The 18,329-nt window shown below is 75.4% G+C and carries 15 protein-coding genes; 4 read left to right on the forward strand and 11 right to left on the reverse strand.

Annotated elements, in window-relative coordinates; all coding sequences use genetic code 11:
* Positions 1–42: 42 nt before the first annotated feature.
* Positions 43–501 (reverse strand): general stress protein, encoded by a 459-nt coding sequence (locus tag AA0005_RS10140; RefSeq protein WP_413450048.1) that lies wholly within the window; start codon positions 499–501, stop codon positions 43–45.
* A gap of 122 nt (positions 502–623) precedes the next feature.
* On the opposite strand from AA0005_RS10140, the gene AA0005_RS10145 reads away from it, so the two are divergent.
* Positions 624–1,523: a ribonuclease Z gene (locus AA0005_RS10145; protein WP_413450049.1), complete on the forward strand. Its 900-nt coding sequence runs from the start codon at positions 624–626 to the stop codon at positions 1,521–1,523.
* Between the two features lie 24 nt (positions 1,524–1,547).
* Here the strand turns inward: AA0005_RS10145 and AA0005_RS10150 are convergent, their stop codons facing one another.
* The 4 genes from AA0005_RS10150 to AA0005_RS10165 form a co-directional block, all read right to left on the reverse strand.
* Positions 1,548–3,347, reverse strand: coding sequence for an amidase family protein (locus AA0005_RS10150; RefSeq protein WP_413450050.1), 1,800 nt, complete (start codon positions 3,345–3,347; stop codon positions 1,548–1,550).
* Positions 3,344–4,072, reverse strand: coding sequence for a hypothetical protein (locus AA0005_RS10155; RefSeq protein ID WP_413450051.1), 729 nt, complete (start codon positions 4,070–4,072; stop codon positions 3,344–3,346). The genes AA0005_RS10150 and AA0005_RS10155 overlap by 4 nt, the downstream gene beginning before the upstream one ends.
* 126 nt (positions 4,073–4,198) lie before the next feature.
* Positions 4,199–5,392 (reverse strand): DUF1524 domain-containing protein, encoded by a 1,194-nt coding sequence (locus AA0005_RS10160; RefSeq protein WP_413450052.1) that lies wholly within the window; start codon positions 5,390–5,392, stop codon positions 4,199–4,201.
* 88 nt (positions 5,393–5,480) lie between these two features.
* Entirely contained in the window at positions 5,481–6,398 is a 918-nt protein-coding gene (locus AA0005_RS10165; RefSeq protein WP_413450053.1) for a serine hydrolase domain-containing protein, read from the reverse strand.
* 72 nt (positions 6,399–6,470) lie between these two features.
* Between AA0005_RS10165 and mgtE the strand changes: the two genes are divergently transcribed.
* Both mgtE and AA0005_RS10175 read left to right on the forward strand, forming a co-directional pair.
* Complete coding sequence (gene mgtE, locus AA0005_RS10170; RefSeq protein ID WP_413453086.1) at positions 6,471–7,805, forward strand: magnesium transporter; 1,335 nt, start codon at positions 6,471–6,473, stop codon at positions 7,803–7,805.
* Positions 7,806–7,835: 30 nt separating this feature from the next.
* On the forward strand, positions 7,836–8,630 hold the full coding sequence (locus AA0005_RS10175; protein WP_413450054.1) for a deoxyribonuclease IV: 795 nt from the start codon (positions 7,836–7,838) through the stop codon (positions 8,628–8,630).
* A 110-nt stretch (positions 8,631–8,740) separates the two neighbouring features.
* On the opposite strand, the gene pgi is transcribed toward AA0005_RS10175, so the two are convergent.
* The 4 genes from pgi to AA0005_RS10195 all read right to left on the reverse strand — a co-directional run bounded on the left by pgi (position 8,741) and on the right by AA0005_RS10195 (position 14,282).
* Positions 8,741–10,375, reverse strand: a complete 1,635-nt coding sequence (gene pgi, locus AA0005_RS10180; protein WP_413450055.1) for a glucose-6-phosphate isomerase — start codon at positions 10,373–10,375, stop codon at positions 8,741–8,743.
* A gap of 82 nt (positions 10,376–10,457) precedes the next feature.
* Positions 10,458–11,603 carry an FUSC family protein gene (locus AA0005_RS10185; RefSeq protein WP_413450056.1) on the reverse strand — a complete coding sequence of 382 codons (1,146 nt, stop codon included), beginning with the start codon at positions 11,601–11,603 and terminating at the stop codon, positions 10,458–10,460.
* The gene (locus tag AA0005_RS10190) at positions 11,600–13,135 is read right to left on the reverse strand and encodes an FAD-dependent oxidoreductase (protein ID WP_413450057.1); all 1,536 of its coding nucleotides are present in this window, start codon (positions 13,133–13,135) and stop codon (positions 11,600–11,602) included. The genes AA0005_RS10185 and AA0005_RS10190 overlap by 4 nt, the downstream gene beginning before the upstream one ends.
* The gene (locus AA0005_RS10195) at positions 13,092–14,282 is read right to left on the reverse strand and encodes a glutamate--cysteine ligase (RefSeq protein WP_413450058.1); all 1,191 of its coding nucleotides are present in this window, start codon (positions 14,280–14,282) and stop codon (positions 13,092–13,094) included. Before AA0005_RS10195 ends, AA0005_RS10190 begins: the two co-directional genes overlap by 44 nt.
* A gap of 76 nt (positions 14,283–14,358) precedes the next feature.
* On the opposite strand from AA0005_RS10195, the gene hrpB reads away from it, so the two are divergent.
* Entirely contained in the window at positions 14,359–16,860 is a 2,502-nt protein-coding gene (gene hrpB, locus AA0005_RS10200; RefSeq protein ID WP_413450059.1) for an ATP-dependent helicase HrpB, read from the forward strand.
* On the opposite strand, the gene AA0005_RS10205 is transcribed toward hrpB, so the two are convergent.
* Both AA0005_RS10205 and AA0005_RS10210 read right to left on the reverse strand, forming a co-directional pair.
* Positions 16,857–17,918, reverse strand: a complete 1,062-nt coding sequence (locus AA0005_RS10205) for a mechanosensitive ion channel family protein (protein ID WP_413450060.1) — start codon at positions 17,916–17,918, stop codon at positions 16,857–16,859. The two genes, hrpB and AA0005_RS10205, sit on opposite strands and share 4 nt — an antisense overlap.
* A gap of 26 nt (positions 17,919–17,944) precedes the next feature.
* A complete protein-coding gene (locus AA0005_RS10210; RefSeq protein ID WP_413450061.1) occupies positions 17,945–18,247 on the reverse strand; it encodes a YciI family protein in 303 nt (100 codons plus the stop codon).
* Positions 18,248–18,329: the final 82 nt, after the last annotated feature.

Genomic DNA, 18,329 nt, shown 5'->3' on the forward strand with positions numbered 1-18,329 from the left:
CCGCGCCGTCCGGCGGGCGATGGGGAGGACTCCCCGCCCCGTCTAGCGCAGCCCGGCCGCGGCAACCGCCTGGCCGTGGAAGGGCGCGGCGACCTGGACCTCGTAGCTGGTGGCCTCCATGCCGCGGATGCTCGTGAAGTCACGCCGGCCGCCGCTGGCCCAATGGCCGACGAAGCCGACGAGCGCACCCCCGACGGCGCCCATCGCGACCGCCGTGAGGATCATGACGAGCCAGCCGCCGATGACGAAGAAGGAGAAGAGCAGGCCGATGAGCAGACCCCACCAGGCGCCGGCCGCCGCGCCCATGCCGGCGGCGCGCGCCTTGGTCTGCCGGCCGGTGACCTGCTCGACGGACCGGATGCCGGTGCCGACGATGCGCACGTGCTCCACGGGGAAGCCGCTGTCGGAGAGGTGGTCGACGAGCCGCTGGGCCTGGGCGTAGTCGGGGACCTCGCTCAGCGTGCGGTACTCGGTTCGGGTGGTGCCGGTGAGCTCGGACATGACGTACCTCCTCTGTCGGGTCATCTCGACGGTAGGAGCGCCCGCCACCACCCGCACGCGGTGGTGAGGTGGACCACCGCTACGATCCGCTGCCATGAGCACCCATCTCCAGGCGGCCGGCCGTGCGTGAGCTCGTCGTCCTCGGGACCGCCTCCCAGGTGCCCACCCGCGCCCGCAACCACAACGGCTACCTGCTCCTGTGGGACGGGCGCGGCTACCTCTTCGACCCCGGCGAGGGCACCCAGCGGCAGATGATCCACGCCGGCGTCTCGGCCACGCAGGTGCACCACGTCTGCCTCACCCACGTCCACGGCGACCACTGCTACGGCCTGCCCGGGGTGCTCTCGCGCATGGTGCTCGACGGCGTCACCCACCCCGTCCACCTCCACTACCCGGCGAGCGGGGAGGACGTGGTGCGAGCGCTCGTCTCGGTGGCCACGCCCGGCCTCGACCTGCGCCTGCACCCGCACCGGTCGGCCGGGGAGGTGGCACCGGGCCTGGAGGTGCGGCCGCTGCACCACCGGGTGGAGACCTACGGCTACCGGCTCGTCGAGCCGGACGGGCGGACCATGCTGCCCGAGCGGCTCGCGGCCGCCGGTCTCAGTGGCCCCGACGTCGGACGCCTCCAGCGCGAGGGTAGCGTGGGCGGGCTCAATCTCGAGGACGTGAGCGTGCCCCGCCGCGGGCAGCGCTTCGCCCTCGTCATGGACACCGCCCCGTGCGAGGGCGCGGAGGAGCTGGCCGACGGCGCCGACCTCCTCGTCGCCGAGTGTACCTTCGCCGACGAGGACGCCGAGCTGGCGCGCGAGTACCGCCACCTCACCGCCGGGCAGGCCGGCGCGCTGGCGGCCGCCGGGGGAGCGGGCACCCTCGTGCTCACCCACTTCTCCTCCCGCTACCCCGACCTCGAGCCGCTGCGGGAGCAGGCGAGGGCGACGGCGGGAGGTGCCGCCGTCGTCGTCGCCCGGGACCTGGACCGGCTGCCCCTGCCCCGACGGCGCGCGGCCCGCCCACCGTCATGACGACGTGGACGGGCCGGGCGGCCGCTAGCCGAGCGGGCCGTAGAGCGCGGGCGAGGTGCGCGCCTGGGTCGCCTGCTCGAAGGCGTAGGCGAGGCCGAGGAGCGTGCCCTCGGCGTAGTCGCGGCCGAGGAGCTCGAGGTTGACGCCGGCGCCGGGCACCGTGCCGTCGGCCTCGGTAGCCTGCCCCATGGGCACGCTCACCGCCGGCATGCCGGTGTTGGGGCTCAGCCGCAGGTTCGTGCCCTGCGTCCCGTAGGGCGTGCCGGTGGGGTAGACGAGGGCGTCGAGCTCGTGCTCCTCCAGGAGGGCGGTGACCAGCGCCTGCCCCTGGGCGAGCGCCCGGGTGTGGCTGCCCTCCGGCCCGGCCCACGCCTCGTAGGCCTCCTCGGTGACCGCCGCGCGCTGCTCGTACGTCCGTTGCCGGGAGGTGACGTAGTGACCGGTCGCGAGGATCTCCTCGATGCTGCGCGCCGTCACCTGCGGCGCCAGGTGCCTCTCGACGTAGGCCGCGAGGTCGTGGCGGAACTCGTTCGTGCTGCCGCTGGGCTCGCCCAGGACGGCGTCGAGACCCGCGGGCGGCGCGAGCTCGACGACGGTCGCGCCCTGCTCCTCGAGGGTGGCGGTGGCCTGCGCGAAGAGCCGCGCCGTCGTCGGGTTCGTGCCCACCATCGAGGGCAGGTAGCCGATGCGGGCGCCGTCGAGGGCGTCCTCGTCGAGGGACGCGGCGTAGGAGGCGGGCACCCGCCCGGCCTGCTCGGCGGTGGCCGGGTCGGCCGGGTCCACGCCGACGACGGCGTCCAGCGCCAGGGCGGCGTCGGTGACGCTGCGGGTGATCGGCCCCGCGGTGTCCTGGCTCAGCGCGAGCGGGATGATCCCGTCCCTGCTGACGAGGCCGACGGTCGGGCGCACCCCGACGAGCTGGTTGTAGGACGCCGGCACGCGGATCGAGCCACCGGTGTCCGTGCCGAAGCCGATGCCGGCGAGGTTCGCCGCCAGCGCCGCACCGGTCCCACCGCTGGAACCACCGGCGGTCCGGCTCGTGCTGTAGGGGCTCGCGACGAGGAGCGTCTCGCCGGGCGCGACGCCCGCGGAGAACTCCGAGGCGAAGCCGTAGGCGAACTCGTCGAGGCTGGCCTTGGCGAGGACGACGGCGCCCTCCTCGCGCAGCCCCTCGACCATGAAGGCGTCGGTGCCGGTGAGGTTGTCCTCCCAGCAGCCGCAGCCGCCGGTGGTCGGCATGTCGCGGGTGTTGACGTTGTCCTTGACGGCCACCGGCACGCCGAGCAGCAGGCTGCTCATCCCCTCGGCGGCGCGCCGCGCGTCGGCGGCGGCCGCGGCGGCCGCGGCGTCCTCGTTCGTCGCGATGACGGAGTTGAGCGGCCGGCCGCCGGGCTCGACGAGCGCGCGGTCGTAGGCGGCGATGCGCTCGAGGTACTCCCCGGTGATCTCGACCGAGCTCGTCACGCCGGCGTTCATCGCGGCCTGCATGTCGATGACGGAGGCCTCGACGAGCTCGAAGGGACCGTCGTCGTAAACCATGCGCTGGGAGACGGCGGCGAGGTCGCGCACGGTGAGGGTGCCGTCGTCGTCGGTGTCGGCGACGGCGCCCCACTCCGCGACGGCGGCCGGGGAGCCGAGGTGCGCGGCGAGGAGCTCGAGGTCCGCGGGGGAGACCTGGCCGTCGCCGGTGAGGTCGAGCTCGGCGTAGTACGGCGGGAGTACGAGCGGCGCGGCCTCGAGCGGCGCGGCGTGGGCGAGTGCTGTGCCGGTGAGGAGGAGGGCCCCCACGGCGGGCACGGCCACGAGGCGGCGACGGGCGCTCACAGCGCGCCTCCCGTCCGGCGGCGTACGGCCAGCACGGTCCCGCCCAGCACGGCGAGCACGGCGGCGGCCACGCCGATCGCGCGGGCGTCGAGGCCGGTAGACGCGAGCGAGCCGCCACCGGAGGTGGGCGGCGCGGTCGGTGCGGGAGCGGCGTCGTCGTCCGTGTCGGTCGGCGCGTCCGTGGGCGTGGGTGACGGCTCGGTGGGGGACGGCTCGGGGTCCGTCGGTGCGGGGGTGGGTGCGGCGATGACGATCTGCGCGCTCGCGACGGCGGGGAGGGTCGTCGTCGTGCCGTCGGCGCCGACGAGCTCGACGGCCACCTCCACGCTTGTCGTCCCCGGGCCGACGACGTCGAGCTCGAGCCCCGAGGCGAGGTCACCGGTGAGGGCTGGCGAGGTGCCGAGGCGGCTGTGGACGAGAGTGGCGCCCGGCTCGCCGAGCTCGGTGGCGTCGAAGCCGCCGCCGGGGCCGCTGCCGCTGCCCGGCACGACGGCGAGCACGTCCGGGTCGACCTCGACGGTGAGGGCGTAGGCGTAGACGTCGACGGCGTCGCCGAGCTCGACGGCGAGGGTGATCGTGTCCCCGACGGCCGCGGTCGCGGGCACGGTGAGGGCGAGGCCGCTGGTTTCTGGCGCGGCGAGGGCCGGTGCGGCGCCGAGCGCAAGCGCACCGGCGCACAGGGGCACGGCGAGCGCTGCCCGGCGGGAGCGGGTTCTGGGTGGCATGGTTCCTCCGACGTCGGCGGCGCTGGCGCGCTGCGGTCGACTGTGACGGTAGGCAGCACGTGTTTCGCCCAGGGGTGCGCGATGTTACCCGCGGGTTTCACCCGCGGGAAGGGCGACCGGGGGCGCCTACTCGCAGCCCACGCCGTCGCCGTCGCGGTCCAGGTGACGGCCGTAGCCCGGGTCGCCGGTGCGGACCGGGGCGGCGCCGGCGGCGCGGGCCTCCGTGCAGCTGGCGTAGGAGACCGGGGCGTCCGGCGGCGCCGGGGTGGGCGCGGGGGCGGGGGCGGTCTCCCGCTCGCCGCTCCCGCTCGGCAGCGGCTGCCCGGGACAGTCGCCGAGCACACGGATCATGGCGTCCTGCTCCGCCTGGGTCACCCACAGCCCGTAGGAGTGCTTGACGCCCACCTGCCGGGCGACGTACTCGCAGCGGAAGGCGCGGTTCGGGGGCAGCCAGGTGGCGGCGTCGCCGTCACCCTTCTGCCCGTTGAGCGGGCCGTCGACGGCGAGGAGGTTGAGGGGGTCGTTGGCGAATCGCACCCGGGTGTCGGTGTCCCACTGCTGGGCGCCCTTCTGCCAGGCGTCCGACAGGGCGACGACGTGGTCGATCTGGACGGCGGTGCTCGTGTCGTTGCCGCGGACGAAGGGGATCGTCTGCCCGCTGAAGGGGTCGGCCAGGGTGCCGGAGACGACGACGCAGTCGCGGGTGCCCGGCCGGTAGGCGACCTCGGTGAGGTCGCGGGCGAGGATGTCGTTGCGGGTGTCGCAGCCGTTGCGGTCGGTGTCGACCCAGCCGCTGCCGAAGAGCTCGCGCTCGTAGCCGGTCTGCGGGGCGCGTCCCTTGACCTCGAGCTCGCGGGCGGCGGCGAGGGCGGTGCCGGCCGGTGCATCGTCGGCGGTGGGGGCGGGTGCGGGGCTCGGGGGCGCGGGGGGCGTGGGCGACGGCGTCGGCGAGGGCGACGGCGTCGGTGAGGGGGAGGGCGACGGCGAGGGGGAGGGCGACGGCCCGGGGCTGGGCGTGGCGTCCGGTGGCGCCGACAGGTCCGCCGGCTCTGCCGGTCCCGCGGCCGCCCCGCCCGCGAGGAGGACGAGGACACCGACCCCGACGACGGCGCTCAGCCCCCGCCGGCCCAGCGCGCCTGCCCTCCGGCGGCGTCGCAGCAGCGCCCAGCCCGCGGTGAGGACGAGGTAGAGCCCGCCGAGGATGAGGGAGACGGCGACGTCGCGGGTCAGCGCCGGCAGGAGGACGGCGACGGCGAGCCCCACGAACCAGGCGGTGGGGACCCGGGGCGGGCGGGCGGAGGAGGGTGCGGCGGCGTCCACGGTGTCTCTCTGGTGATCGGCAGGTGACGACCTCAGTATCGGCGCACTCCGTGACGGAATGAGCCGAGCCGCGCGCGTGAGGCGCGCCTCAGCGCGTGGGCAGCTGGGGGAGGATCTCGTCCCAGACGGCGCGCAGGATGTCGTTGGCCGCGCCCTCGTGGTGGGCGGTGATCGTGACGACGGCGCCATGGCGGGGCAGCACGACGGAGAACTGGCCGTACTTGCCGTCGGCCCGCCACACGCCCTCGGGCGTGCACGCCCACACCTGGTACCCGTACCCGGCCTGGGACTCGGGGTCGTCGTTGAAGGCCGAGCTGTCGACGAGGTCGGTGTGCATCCGCTCGACGTAGCCGGCGGGGAGGAGCTGCGCGTCCTCCCAGCGCCCCTCCTGGAGGAGCAGGCGGCCGAGGCGGGCGTACTCGCTCGTGCGCAGGTGCAGGCCCACGCCGCCCTGGCTGAAACCCTGTGCGCAGCGCATCCACTGCGGGTTGCGGATGCCGAGCGGGTCGAAGAGCCGGGGGACGAGGAAGTCGCGCAGGTCCTGACCGCTGACGGCGTGGACGACGCGGCCCAGGACGTAGCTGCAGCCGTTGGAGTAGTCGAAGCGGGTGCCGGGCTCGGCGACGAGCTCGGAGCGGAGGAAGCCGCCGAGGAGGTCGGTCTCCTCGGCCTGGCCCGGTCCCCACCAGGTGAAGGTGTTGCCGCTCGTCATCTGGAGCAGGTGGCGCACCGTCATCGTCTCGACGCCGTCGGCGTGCGCCTCGCCCGGGAAGAAGTCGACGACGCGGTCCTCGAGGTCGAGGAGGCCCTCGGCCTGCGCCATCCCGACGGCGACGGCGGTGAAGGTCTTGGACCCCGACCACAGGTGGACGGTGTCGTCGTTGCGGAAGCGGTGCTCGAGCGGCTCGTGGCCCTCGCGGTGGAGGTGGATGCCGTACACCCCGAGGTGCCGCTCGGCGTTGCGCAGCCGGAAGCCGTGGAGCAGGGCGGCGTCGGTCGTGGGCATCGGTGTCCTCCGCGGGTCGGCAGTGTCCGCGACCACTGTACGGTCGTCGCGGGAGGTGGGCCGGTGACATTCATGGACGAGCTCAAGCCGCGGCTGGTTGCCGCGCTGGCGTCCGACGACCTCACGGCCGCCGCCGCCCACCTTGCCGCGGCCGCACCTCAGGAGGTCGCTGCCGTTCTCGCGACGCTGGAGCCCGAACGCTCGGCCGTCGCGTTTCGTCTTCTGCCCCGGCGCCGGGCGCTGGCCGTCTTCGAGGGGCTGACGCCCGCCGCGCAGCACGAGCTCGTCCGGCTGCTCGGTGAGGAGGAGGTGGTCGGGGTGTTCGCCGGGCTCGACCCCGACGACCGGGTGGGGCTCCTCGACGAGCTGCCCGCCGCCGTCGCCACGCGCCTGCTGCGACAGGTCGACGCCGACGCCCGTGCCGCGACCGCCGTCGTCCTCGGGTACCCCCGCGGCTCGGTGGGCCGCCGGATGAGCCCCCAGTTCGTCGACGTCCGCCCCGAGCACACCCTCGGGGAGGCGCTCGAGCGCGTCCGGGAGCGGGGTGGCCGGTCGGAGACGATCTACACGGTGCCGGTGGTCGACGCGTCCCGCCGTCTGGCCGGGGTCGTCAGCCTCCGCGACCTCCTGCTCCACGAGACCACCGACACCGTCGCCGACCACCTCGCCCCGCCGATCGTCGCCCGCGCCGAGGAGGACGCCGAGCGCGCCGCGCGACGCTGCGTCGAACGGGGCTTGCTCGCGCTGCCCGTCGTCGACGGCGAGGACCGCCTCGTCGGCCTCCTCACCGTCGACGACGCCACCCGCATCGTCGCCGCCGCGGGCGACGAGGACGCCGCCCGCGCGGGCGGCGCCGAGCCGCTCCACCGGCCCTACCTGCTCTCCTCGGTACGCACCATCACCCGGACGCGGGTCGTGTGGCTGCTCGTCCTGGGCCTGTCCGCCGTCCTCACCGTGAACGTCCTCGAGCTCTTCGAGGCGACCCTCGCCGAGCAGGTCGTCCTCGCGCTGTTCATCCCCCTCCTCACCGGGATCGGCGGGAACACCGGATCGCAGGCGGCGACGACGGTGACCCGGGCGCTGGCGACTGGGGAGGTCTCTCCCCGGGACCTCGGGAGGGTCGCGTTCAAGGAGCTGCGGACCGGTCTGCTGCTCGGGGTGGTCCTCGGCTCGATCGGGTGGGCCGTGGCCTCGCTCGTCTACGGCCCGGGCATCGGTGCCGTCATCGGGCTCACGCTCGTGGCCGTGTGCACCATGGCCGCGATCGTCGGCGGTACGACCCCGCTCGTGGCGCGGGCGGCGGGTGTGGACCCTGCGGTCGTGTCCACCCCGTTCATCACCACCTTCTGCGACGCCACCGGTCTGGTCATCTACTTCTCGATCGCGCGCGCCGTCCTCGGGCTCTGAGTTTCGGTGCCAGCGGCTAGGGTCGGTGCCATGGCAGTCGTCGGAGCACATGTCGACCAGACCGACCCGATCGCCGAGGCGCAGGCCCGCGGCGCGGACGCGGTGCAGTTCTTCCTCGGGGACCCCCAGGGCTGGAAGGGCCCGGAGGTCCGGTACGCCGGGGGAGCCGAGGCGTTGCGCGCCGCGGCGGCCGACGCGGGCGTCACGCTCTACGTCCACGCCCCGTACGTCCTCAACGTCGCGACGACGAACAACCGCATCCGCATCCCCAGCCGCAAGCTCCTGCAGAAGCAGGTCGACGCGGCCGCCGAGATCGGCGCCGCGGGGATCATCGTCCACGGCGGGCACGTGCTCGCGGCGGACGACCCCGCCGTCGGCGTCGACAACTGGCGCAAGTGCATCGACCAGCTCGACGCCAAGGTGCCCGTCCTCATCGAGAACACGGCCGGCGGCAACCGCGCGATGGCTCGCGGCGTCGAGCGGCTCGAGCAGCTGTGGGCGGCGGTCATGGAGGCCGACGGCGGAGCGGACGTCGGCTTCTGCCTCGACACCTGCCACGCCTACGCGGGCGGGGAGGAGCTGGCCGGGCTCGTCGAGCGGGTGCGGGCGGTCACCGGGCGCATCGACCTCGTCCACTGCAACGACAGCCGCGACGCCTTCGACTCCGGCGCCGACCGGCACACCAACCTCGGCCAGGGCAGCTTGCCGCTCAACGATCTCGCCGCACTGCTGCGCGAGGCCGGCGCGCCGGTGGTCGTCGAGACCCCCGGAGGCCCCGACGAGCACCGCGCCGACATGGCCTGGGTCCGCGACCAGCTCACCTGACCTGCACCCCCACCCCTAGCACCCCCACCCCGAGCGCCGAGCGCCGGATTCTCCGGCCACGCGCACCCGGAGAATCCGGCTCTCGGCGAGAGGTGTGGGGAGGGTGAGGGTCAGGCGCGGCGCAGCTGGCGGTAGCGGCGGATGAGGGCGTTGGTCGAGGAGTCGTGGGCGAGCTCGGGCTCCTCCTCGGCGCTCAGCTCCGGACCGATGGCCTTGGCCAGCACCTTGCCCAGCTCCACGCCCCACTGGTCGAAGGAGTTGATTCCCCACACGACGCCCTGGACGAAGACCTTGTGCTCGTACAGCGCGACGAGCTGGCCCAGCACGGACGGCGTGAGCCGCGGCGCGAGGACGAGGGTCGTGGGGGAGTTCCCGGCGAAGGTCTTGTGCCCGACGAGCTCCTCGGCCACCCCCTCCGCCCGGACCTGCTCGGCAGTCTTGCCGAAGGCCAGCGCCTCGGCCTGGGCGAGGAGGTTGGCGGTGAGCTGGTCGTGGTGGCCGGGGACGTCGTCGGCGGGGTGGACGAAGCCGATGAGGTCGGCCGGCACGGTCTGGGTGCCCTGGTGGATGAGCTGGTAGAAGGCGTGCTGGCCGTTGGTGCCCGGCTCGCCCCACACGACCGGCCCGGTCTGGACGGCCACCGGGGCGCCGTCGAGGGTGACGGACTTGCCGTTGGACTCCATGTCGAGCTGCTGGAGGTAGGCGGGGAAGCGCGAGAGGTACTCGCTGTAGGGGAGCACCGCGTGCGTCGCGCAGCCGCGGAAGTTGCGGTGCCACACCCCGACGAGCGCGAGCAGGACCGGGAGGTTGCGCTCCAGCGGCGCGGTGCGGAAGTGCTCGTCCATCGCGTGGAAGCCGGCGAGCATGTCGCGGTAGTGGTCGGGGCCGATGGCGATCATGAGCGAGAGCCCGACGGCGGAGGTCATCGAGTACCGCCCGCCGACCCAGTCCCAGAAGCCGAACATGTTCGCGGTGTCGATGCCGAACTCCGCGACCTTCTCCCCGTTCGTCGAGACCGCGACGAAGTGCTTGGCGACGGCGGAGCGGTCACCGAGCGCCGCGACCAGCCACTCGCGGGCGGTCGTCGCGTTGGTGATGGTCTCGATCGTCGTGAAGGTCTTCGAGGCGACGACGAAGAGCGTCTCCTCCGGGTCCGCGGCGGCGAGGACGGGGGCGATGTCGTCGCCGTCGACGTTGGAGACGAACTCGGACGTGATGCCCGCGTCGGCGTAGGGCGCGAGGGCCATCGTCGCCATCTTCGGGCCGAGGTCGGAGCCGCCGATGCCGATGTTGACGACGCGGGTGATGCGCTTGCCGGTGTGGCCGCGCCACTCGCCGCTGCGGACCTGCTCGCTGAAGGCGGCCATCCGGTCGAGGACCTCGTGGACGTCGGCGACGACGTCCTGCCCGTCGACGACGAGCTGGGTGCCGCGCGGCGCCCGCAGCGCGGTGTGGAGCACGGCCCGGTCCTCGGTCGTGTTGATGTGCTCCCCGCGGAACATGGCCTCGGTCCGCTCGGGCAGACCGGCCGCCTCCGCCAGCGCGACGAGCAGCCGCAGCGTCTCGTCGGTCACCCCGTTCTTGGAGTAGTCGACGTAGAGGTCGCCCACCTCGAGGGCGAGGCGCTCCCCGCGCTGCGGGTCCGCGTCGAAGAGCTCGCGGAGGGTCGTGCCGGCGGTGGCGGCGGCGTGCTCCTCGAGGGCGGTCCACTGCGGCGTGGTCGAGATGTCGTGCGACTGGGACACGGCTGCGCTCCTGGGTCTCGGGGATGACTGCGCCCATCATGGCCCCTGCCGCCGCCCGGTGCGAAGGCCGTCCGGCCCAGGGTCAGTCCGTGCGCTCGACCCGCGCGAGGGAGTCGACCGCCCGCTCGAGGGAGAGCACGATCCCGTCGTAGAGGACCTTCTCGTCCTCTCGTGGCGCGGCGTTGCGCGCCTCCCGCACGGCGTCGGTGGCATGGGCGCTGGACAGCGGTGTCTCGTCGGAGCCCAGGTGCGGGTCGGCGGTCCCGGCCGGCGTCGTGTTCTCCAGCGCCGCGGAGATGGTCCGCAGGGCCTCGCACACGCGGGCGCCGTCGTCCCCGGCGAGGAGCTGCGACCGGTCCGCCCGTCCGGCCCCGACCTCGCTGAGGAGGAGGTCGGCGAGGTCGCTGACGACGAGCCCCAGCCGGTCGAGCACCACCGCCTCCTCGCGCAGCGCGTCGATGGAGCCGCTGTAGCGGCGGGCGCGGCGGTTGCGGTGCGCCGCCTCACCGACCTCTGACACAGCCGTGTGCATCTGGGCGCGCTCTCGCGGGGAGGCGGCGTGGTCACGCTCCCAGTCGGCGAGCGTGGGCAGCTCCTCTCCCTCGATGAGGTCGGCGAGCTCCCCGAGGTCCGCGGCGAGCGTCCGCCGGAAGCGGGCGACGGCGTCCTGCGCCGGGGCGAGCGGCAGCGGGGGCAGCACGGCGAGCACCGCGATGCCGATGGCCGCGCCGAGCAGGGTGAGCCCGGCGTAGGCGCCCACGTACGTCGCCTCACCGTGCCCGACGATGAGGGTGAAGAGCGCCGCCGTCGGCACCCAGCTGCCCATCCCGCCCAGGCGCCGCCAGCCCGCGAGGACGACGGCGGGGACGATGACGAGGGCGACGGCGAGCGGTTCGGGCACGGGGATGAAGTCGACGAGCCAGCCCACCAGGCCGCCCACGGCGATGGCGGCGACCGACTGCACGGACTCGCGGACGGAGCCGGCGAGGGAGAAGGTCGTGGCGATGACGGCGCCGAAGGGCGCGTAGTAGGGGTAGTCGGCCGCCGGCCCGGGCACGAAGTCGGCGACCACCCAGGCGATCGACGCGGCGAGGGCGGCGCGGATCGCGACGGCCCAGCGCGGGTGCCGGCGCCACTGCTCGCGCCACCACCACAGCCGGCTGACGTCGTGCGGCAGCGCCACGCGCGCGCGCCACTGGCGGCGGGCAGGTCGGTGCGGGGCGGTCATCGAGGCGGCAGCCCCCTGGTCGCGGGGCCCTCGAGCAGCTCGCCGTCGGCCGCGAAGCGCGAGCCGTGGAGCGGGCAGTCCCAGGACCGCTCCTCGTCGTTCCACCGCACGACGCCGCCCAGGTGCGGGCAGACCGCGGACACGGCACGCGTGACGCCGTCGACCGTCGAGACCGCCACCGGGTGCAGGCCGCGGCGGACCACGCAGCCCGTGCCCTCCGCGGGCGTGTCGTCGGTCGTCACCGGCTCTGGCTCGGTCCCCTCCGGCGCGGGCCGCCCGCCGGGCTCGGGGTTCGTCAGCGCCCGCGCGTAGCCACCGGCCATCTGGGCGGCAGCGCCGGCGTTGAGCCTCACCGCCTCCGCGAAGCCGGTCATCTCGTGGCGCCGCCAGCTGCGGTAGGCCCCGCTCCACTCCGGCAGGTCACCGGTGAGGTGCCCGGCGAGCACGTGCGCGGCAGCGACGGCGTTCGTCATGCCCCACTTCGCGAAGCCGGTCGCGACGAGCGCCCGCGAGTCGCGCGGCAGGAGCGGGCCGACGTAGGGCAGCTCGTCGACGGGGTGGTAGTCCTGCGCGGACCAGCGGCCGACGACGCGGGCGCCGGGGAACCAGCGCCGCGCCCAGGTGAGGAGGTTCTCCACCCGGGCACGCGGGGAGTCGGCCCGCCCGACGACGTGGGACGCGCCGCCGACGACGACGATCTCCCCCTCCTCGGCGGGGACGGTGCGCACCGAGCGGGTGGGGGCGCCGGCCGTGATCGACATCTGCAGACCGGTCGGTTCGGGGACGGCCAGGGCCAGGGTGTAGGAGCGCTGCGGCTCGAGCCGGGCGAAGTAGCCGCCGCGGTCGGCGAAGGGGATCCCGGTGGCGAGCACGACCCGCTCGGCGTGGACCGTGCCGCGGGTGGTGACGACGGCGCCGTCCGGCCCGTGGGCGTCGGTCACCCGGGCCGCGGTGCGCAGTACGGCGCCGGCCGCCTCGGCCTCGAGCACGAGAGCCTCGAGCAGGTCCATCGGGTCGACCTGCGCCTGGTCCGGCAGCCAGGTACCGGCGAGGGCGGGGAAGGGCGCGGTGAAGGAGTCGCGCCACTCGACGGGCAGCCCCGCGGACAGCGCCACCCGGTGCTCGGCCTCCGCGGCGGGCAGCTGCTGGGGGCCGGCGGCGTAGGTGACGGCGGCACGCCGCTGGACCGGGACGTCGTGCCGCGCGCACTCGGCGAGCAGCCACTCCTGCCCGGCCCGGTTGCCGGCGACGTACCTCCCGAGCAGCTCCGGCCCGTGCTGGCCGGCGATGGCCGACAACCGGGTGCCCTGGAGGAGGGAGATCTTCGCGGTCGAGTGCCCGGTCGTCCCCGCACCGACGTAGCGGCCCTCGAGGACGACGACGGAGAGGCCCGCGCGGGCGAGGAGCACCGCCGTCGCCAGTCCGGTCAGCCCGGCCCCGACGACGGCGACGTCGTAGCGGCCGCCGACCGGCTCGGTCGCGTGGCGCTCAGCCCCCGTGCGCGACGCCGAGTCCAGCCACAGTGAAGTCATGTCCCTCTCCGTCCAGTCCGTGCGTCGTGCGCACCGCGGCGGCGACGACGTCGCTCAGGCTCCCGGTGCGCTCCAGCTCCCGCCGCTGCCGGTCGGCGCCCGTGCCGACCTCCCGCAGGCGGGCCACGCCCTCCTCGACGAGGGCGAGGTCGTCATCGGCCTCCCGCAGCGCCGGCCGGACGTGGTCGACGAGCGCGTCGACCACCTCCGCGGCGGGGCGGGGACGGCTCGTGTGCGCGTCGAGCAGGTCGCCGGAGAGCCCGAAGCGGCTCGCCTGCCACGTGGCCAGGCGCAGCAGCTGCGTCGGCACCGGCGGTGCCTCCTTGCCCGCGGCCCACTCGTCGGCGGCGGTCTGGACCAGCGCCCGGCACAGGGCCGCGACGACGACGGCGTCGCGCGGGTCCTGGCACACGTCCGCCGCCCGAAACTCCAGGGTGGGGTAGGAGCGCGAGGGCCGGGCGTCGAGGTAGACCATCCCCTCGTCGAGGACGACGCCGCTCGCGACCATCGCCTCGACGCGCTCGCGGTAGGCGCGTGCCGAGCCGAAGAGGTCCGGCGGCCCCGCGGAGGGCCAGCGGCCCATGACCTGTGCGCGGTAGCTCGCGTAGCCGGCGTCCTCGCCCTGCCAGAACGGGGAGTTCGCGCTGAGGGCGAGGAGGGTCGGGAGCCACACGCGGACCCGGTCGAGGACGGCGATCGCCTCGTCGGCGGACTCGACGCCCACGTGGACGTGGCAGCCGCAGACGAGCTGCTCGGTGCCGAGCCGGCCGAAGCGGTCGACGATCCGCCGGTAGCGCTCGCTCGGGGCGGCCAGGGTCTCGACGGGCAGGGGAGAGGTGCCCAGGGCGACGACGCGGGCCCCCTCGCGGCGGGCGGCCGACTCCGCGTGGGCGCGCCAGGAGACGAGCTCCTCGTGGAGGTCGACGAGGTGGTGGTGGGGGGCGGTGCCGGTCTCGACCTGCTGACGCTGGAGCTCGCCGTCGAGGGTGGAGCCGGCCTCGCCCGGCGTGCCGGAGGGGCCGGGTCCGTCGGGGGCCGCGTCCCGGATGACGTCGGCCCGTCGCAGCACCTGCGGTGCCACCGACATCGCCTGCCCGCTGCCGCTGCGCACGAGCAGCAGCTCCTCCTCCACACCTACGGTTCTCATCCGGTCAGTGTGGCGCGGGGTGCGCCGGTCGGCACGGGGAGACGGCGACGGGCGCAGGCGACGGCACACTGGAGCGGTGCCCCTCGCCGACCTCGCCGCCCTGCTCGCCGACCCGCCGGCGCTGCCCGTCCGCGCCGGCCTCGACGAGCTCACCGCAGCCGTCGCGGCCTCGGGCACGGCGGTGCTCCAGTCCCCGCCAGGGAGCGGGAAGACCACCCTCGTGCCGCCCGCGCTCGCCGTCGCCCTCGGGGGTCGGGTCGTCGTCACCCAGCCGCGGCGTATCGCCGCTCGCGCGGCGGCCCGTCGGCTCGCCGAGCTCCTCGGGCAGCCGGTGGGCGGCGTGGCCGGTTTCACGGTGCGAGGTGAGCGGCGCGCGGGCGCCGACACGCTCGTCGAGTTCGCCACGGCCGGCACGCTGCTGCGCCGCCTCCAGCGCGACCCCGAGCTGCCGGGGGTGAGCGCCGTCGTCCTCGACGAGGTCCACGAGCGGCAGATCGACTCCGACCTCCTCCTCGCCATGCTCGTCGAGGCGCGCGCGACGCTGCGTGAGGACCTCGCGCTCGTCGCGATGTCGGCCACCGTCGAGGCCGACCGGGTGGCGGCGCTGCTCGGCAAGGGCACCGCCGTCGTCACCGTGCCGGGCGCGCTCCACCCGGTGGAGACGGTGTGGTGCCCGCCGCCGCGCACCGCCCCCCGCCTCACGCCGCTCGGCACGAGCCCGGAGCTCCTCGCCCACGTCGCGGCCGTCACCCAGCGGGCGCTGGGGGAGCGGGAGGGCGACGTCCTCGTCTTACTTCCCGGCGCGCGGGAGGTCGACGACGTCGCCGCCCGCCTGCGCGGCGGTGCAGTGGAGGTGCTCGCGCTCCACGGGCGGCTGCCGGCCGCGGAGCAGGACCGGGCGCTGCGGCCGGGCACCGCGCGGCGGGTGGTCGTCTCGACGGCGGTGGCCGAGTCCTCGCTCACCGTGCCCGGGGTGCGGGTGGTCGTCGACGCGGGCCTGGCCCGCGAGCCGCGCACCGACCACCAGCGCGGGCTCGCCGGGCTCGTCACCCGCAGCGTGAGCCGGGCGGCGGCCGAGCAGCGGGCCGGTCGCGCCGGCCGGCAGGGCCCGGGAACCGTGTACCGCTGCTGGTCCGCCGCCGAGCACGCGACCTTCGCGCGGCACCCCGAGCCAGAGATCGCAACGGCGGACCTCGCCGGGCCGATGCTCGAGCTCGCGCTGTGGGGCGCACCGGGCGGGGTCGGCCTCGCCCTCCTCGACCCGCCGCCGCCCCAAGCCGCGGCGGCCGCGACGGCGCTGCTCACCGAGCTCGGCGCACTCGACGCCGACGGCACGGTCACCCCCCGCGGCCGGGCGATCGCCGAGGTCGGCGCCGACCCGCGGCTGGCACGGGCGCTGCTCGACGGCGCGCCCGTCGTCGGGGCGCGGACCGCGGCGGAGGTCGTCGCCATGCTCGCGGAGGACGCGGGGGAGGCCGACCTCACCGCGGCGCTGCGCCGCCTCCGGGCCGGGGGCCGCAGCGCCTGGCGGCGCGAGGCGGACCGCTGGGAACGGCTGGCGGCGCGGCAGGGGGAGCCCGCGGCCGCCGACCGCGTCACCCAGCTCGACCTCGCCGTCGGGACCGTCACGGCCCTGGCACACCCGGACCGCGTCGCGCGCCGCCGACCGGGCGGGGACCACTACCTCATGGCCGGCGGAGCGGGCGCCCGGCTGGCCGGCGGGCCGCTCGCCGGCAGCGAGTGGCTCGCCGTCGCCGACGCCACCCGCGCGCCGGGACAGACCGACGCGCTCGTCCGCGCGGCGGCGCCGATCGACGAGACGACCGCGCGGGAAGCGGCCGCCGGGCTGCTGCGCACCGCGGACGAGGTCGCGTGGCGCGACGGCCGGCTCGTGGCCCGCCGGGTCGAGCGGCTCGGTGCCATCGAGCTGGGCAGCGAGCCGCTGGCGCACCCGCCGGCGGCCCTCGTCGCCGCTGCGGTCCAGGACGGACTGCGCCGGGAGGGGCTGGACCTCGTGCCGTGGCCCCCCGCGGCCGTGTCCCTGCGGCGGCGGCTGGCCTTCCTCCACGCCGCCCTCGCCGAGCCGTGGCCCGACGTCTCCGACGACGCCCTGCTCGAGCGGGTGGAGGAGTGGCTCGGTCCCGACCTCGCCACCGTCCGCACCAACCGGGACCTGTCCCGTCTCGACACGACCTCCGCGCTGCGGCGGCTGCTGCCGTGGCCGGAGGCGGGCCGGCTGGACGAGCTCGCCCCCGAGCGCGTCGCCGTGCCGGCCGGCTCGGCGCTCCGGGTCGACTACTCCGACCCCGCGCGCCCCACGCTCGCCGTCCGCATCCAGGAGGTCTTCGGCTGGGCCGGTGCCCCGGCGCTGGCCGGGGGACGGGTACCGCTCGTGCTCGAGCTGCTCTCCCCGGCACGCCGGCCCGCCGCCGTCACCGCGGACCTCGCCGGGTTCTGGCGCGCCGGCTACCCGCAGGTGCGCGCCGAGCTGCGCGGCCGCTACCCGCGCCACCCGTGGCCGGAGGACCCGGCCGCCGCAGAGCCCACCACACGCACGTCCAAGGGGCGGCGGACCTAGTCCGCGGGCCGCTCCGCAGCGACGGGGGAGGGCGACATCGTGACGCGCTGGAGGGGCAGGGCGTCGGGGTCGTTCTCACGCAGCCACACGACGAGGTGCTCGCGCACGTCGCAGCGCAGGGTCCAGTCGTCGTCGGTGTTCGCCGTCGTCACCAGGGCCCGCACGGTGATGTTGCCGCCCGTGGAGTCCGTGACGACGAGCGACTTCCCGCGCCCGTCCCACGCGGGGTGCTGGGAGACGTAGCGCTCGAGCTCCGCGCGCATGGCGGCGACGTCCACCCGCCAGTCCAGCTCGAAGTGGACGACGCCGGTGACGGTGTCCCCGGTGCGGCTCCAGTTGATGAAGGGCTGGGAGGTGAAGTAGGTCGAGGGCAGCACCTTGTGCCGCTCGTCCCAGATGCTCACGACGACGTAGGACAGGGTGATGTCCTCGACGGTGCTGTACGTGCCGTCGACCTCGACGATGTCCCCGATGCGGACGGCGTCGGTGAAGGCGATCTGCAGGCCGGCGAAGAGGTTGCCGAGGCTGCTCTGGGCCGCGATGCCGACGACGACGCTCAGCAGACCGGCGGAGGCGAGGATCGTCGCGCCCACCCGCTCGACGCCGGGGAAGGTCATGAGGACCATCGCGACGCCGAGGACGACGAAGGCGGCATTGACCAGGCGCTGGATGAGCAGCATCTGGGTGCGCGTGCGGCGCCGGTCGCGGTCGTCCTCCTTGCGGGCGACCACCCGCCGCTGGGTGTGCTCGAGCCAGGCGATGACGATCGTCGCGGCGAACCACACGGCGGAGGCGATGGTGAGGACCAGCAGCACGTGCAGGCCGATCTCCCTCACGGTGCCGCGCTCGGCGGTGGCCGCGAAGGCGATGCGCAGGGTGATCGACAGGAGCAGCGCCGCGAGCGGCCGGCGCACGCGCAGCCAGCCCTGCCGCAACCCGGGGACGCGGGCGCGGGCCCGGTTGATCACCCGGTCCACGACGACCATGACGACGATGACGACGGCCGCCGCCGCGGCGACGGCGACGACCCACCTGAGGAACGGCCAGAGCTCATCCATACGTCAGACCTAACAGACGGGGCCGCCTACTGCGACGCGTGCTCGGCGAAGGCACCCATGACCGGGTTCCACGGCCGCACGGTGCGCTGGCTGATGAGGTGCGCCCTGAGGAAGGGGTCGTCGTCGAGGAGCCGCTGCGCGCCGTCGACGTCCTGCGCGAGGACGAGGAGCAGCGCACCGGGCGCGGCGTTGTCCAGCCACGGGCCGGAGGCCAGGAGCGAGCCGGCGTCGACGAGGCCCTGGAGGAACTCGCGGTGCGCCGGGCGCACGGCGGCGAGGTCGTCGGTGCGGGCGGGGTCGTAGGTGTACTCGACAGCGAAGACGGTCATCCTTCGAGGGTAGTGGCTGGGCCTGGGCGTCTCCTGGACGGGGCGGACGAGCACGTGGCCCAGACCCTTGACCACTGATTGT

Source organism: Georgenia phoenicis, from assembly GCF_047302425.1.
Taxonomy (GTDB): domain Bacteria; phylum Actinomycetota; class Actinomycetes; order Actinomycetales; family Actinomycetaceae; genus Oceanitalea.